The 2089-nt window shown below is 59.1% G+C and carries 2 protein-coding genes and 1 pseudogene; 1 reads left to right on the top strand and 2 read right to left on the bottom strand.

Annotated elements, in window-relative coordinates:
* Positions 1-551 precede the first annotated feature (551 nt).
* Together KHP60_RS24785 and KHP60_RS24780 are read right to left on the bottom strand one after the other, a co-directional pair.
* Positions 552-800 carry a hypothetical protein gene (locus KHP60_RS24785; RefSeq protein ID WP_213566928.1) on the bottom strand — a complete coding sequence of 83 codons (249 nt, stop codon included), beginning with the start codon at positions 798-800 and terminating at the stop codon, positions 552-554.
* Between the two features lie 202 nt (positions 801-1002).
* Positions 1003-1206 (bottom strand): hypothetical protein, encoded by a 204-nt coding sequence (locus KHP60_RS24780; protein WP_213566927.1) that lies wholly within the window; start codon positions 1204-1206, stop codon positions 1003-1005.
* Between the two features lie 385 nt (positions 1207-1591).
* Between KHP60_RS24780 and KHP60_RS24775 the strand changes: the two are divergent.
* Positions 1592-2089 (top strand): annotated as a pseudogene (locus KHP60_RS24775) (transposase); the annotation flags it as partial.

Raw genomic sequence — 2089 nt, 5'->3', positions numbered from 1 at the left:
TCCTGGACTGCGAAGACATCTTCCAGCAGCCTGTCGTAGCGCTCTGCCCAAATATGCTTTCCGTTCGCGGCATCGATGAGCTGCCCTGTGATGCGAATGCGACTGCCCGAGAGAGCATGAGGTTTCGTGGACACTCGGTGATGAAGCGATTAAGGGAGCTTCCCATCGCGACACGATTACCGGCCTCTCAATGAGGGCCGTCATTAGGCATACTAAAGCCGCCCCACAAAACCTCATGCTCTCCTCCATGGTGGTGCGCTTGGCAGCGGCACACGGTCTGGCGAGCGTAAGGGGGTATGGGAGGGCGGCCGATACAGCCGATCGATCGCACCCGCACAGAGACACCAAGCCTGGAAGGATTACTGGGCCGCGAAGAGGGCGCAGAACACCGCCCTGGTAGACATTCCCGCCATCAGCGAGGAGCTACAGACCCTATAGTCGCAACAGTGAACGAGAATACAGATCGGAACTACGCGCTCCACGAGTCGTAATNATCAGCGAGGAGCTACAGACCCTATAGTCGCAACAGTGAACGAGAATACAGATCGGAACTACGCGCTCCACGAGTCGTAATGCATTGTGCTCGCTGTCTGCTCTTCAAATGGGGCGACATAGGCGAGCGCTAGTCTGATCAGCTCCGCCATCCTGTCCGAAATGCCATCGAACTGCTCAAGCTGGTCCGCATTCGCCCTGAGCTGGTCAAGGGTTTGGATGTTCTCTCTCCGCAGCACCTCCCAGGCGATGGGAGCCAGATAGAGACCCTCAATCGGTCCTGCGCAGGTGTCATAAAAACGGGGCATAGGAAGCTCCTAAGCCTTGCCGGCGGAAGCACACGCATCTCCCAGCCGTCGGTGCCCGGATCATTCAAGCCGGCGATAGCCAATTATACGCCGTTGCCGAACATACAACCACCATGATTCCATCAGGAATTGTCGGAAACTGGCAGCCCGCTGCTCTTTTCTCGCGGTTGAGGCAGCGGCTTTCACGGACCGGCTCTTGAAACTATGTCTCTGGTTGACGCTTTGGCCTGGAGTTGTTGGCCTGAGCCTTACGCTCCTCTTCCTCCGCCAGCCTCTCAAGGCGCTCGGCTGTCTCGAGGAGTTGCTCGCGTGCCTCGTCGATCGAGAGCTTCTGAACCATGGTCCGGATCTCTTGCGCCTGTCGGCGGTACTCCGCCGCTTGGTCATGATGGGGATGCTGCGGCATGGCCTACGGCCTCCAACCAAACCCATGATGGTAGTTTACAGCTGAACGGGGACGCCGGCGTAGCTAGGCAGGTCCCACATTGGCTAGAGTTCGGGCCTCGCGATCGGGGTGGTCCTACGAACCAGCCATGGGAGGCCGCAGACCTAGAGTAGCGGATCGGGCAGGCGCTCCATAGTGTTCCTTTGGCCTAAGCATGGTCCTGGTTCTCAGCAAAGCACAGGTTCAATTGACATCGCAGAGGATCACGGGCTCTTCTGGCACTGCTCCAAGCGCTTTCTGGCATCGGTCATCATCAGGTGCCAGTGCTGCTCCACATCACGCTCGATAAGCTGCTTCGACTTGCTCCGAAAAACTGGAGAACCTCTCATGACGCAGGAGGATCTCCATGCCCCAGACACGGTTTACGAAAGAGTTTCAGGATGAGGCTGTACGGCTCGCTTTGACCAGCGGCCGCAGCCGACGGGCGATTGCCGCGGATCTCGGGGTTGGCCTGTCGACGCTGCACCATTGGATTGATCGCCGTCGCGAGCGCGAGATCGATGACCTGCCCGAGGAGCGCCAGGAGGACATGGCCACCGAGCTGAAGCGGCTGCGGCGCGAGAACGAGATCCTGCGCCAGGAGCGGGAGATCCTCAAACGGGCAACGGCTTTTTTCGCCAAGGAGGGAAGTCGATGAAGTTTCAGTTCATCGATGCGGCGAAAGAGAACTTCCCCGTCACCCGTCTGTGCCAGGTCGTCGAAGTGAGCCAGAGCGGCTATTTCGCCTGGCGCTCTCGTCCGGCCGGTCCGCGCCAGAGGGAGGATCTGGTGCTGCTGGCTCACATCCACTCGGCCTTTATTCTCTCCCATGAGACCTACGGCAGTCCCCGCATGACCCGCGAGC

The sequence above is a fragment of the Microvirga sp. 3-52 genome, from assembly GCF_018383585.1.
GTDB lineage: Bacteria > Pseudomonadota > Alphaproteobacteria > Rhizobiales > Beijerinckiaceae > Microvirga.
This window is presented reverse-complemented; position numbering and strand designations above follow the sequence as displayed.

Coding starts and splice junctions, on each gene's coding strand:
- KHP60_RS24785 (WP_213566928.1), bottom strand. CDS start 800: ATGCCCCGTTTTTATGACACCTGCGCAGGACCGATTGAGGGTCTCTAT.
- KHP60_RS24780 (WP_213566927.1), bottom strand. CDS start 1,206: ATGCCGCAGCATCCCCATCATGACCAAGCGGCGGAGTACCGCCGACAG.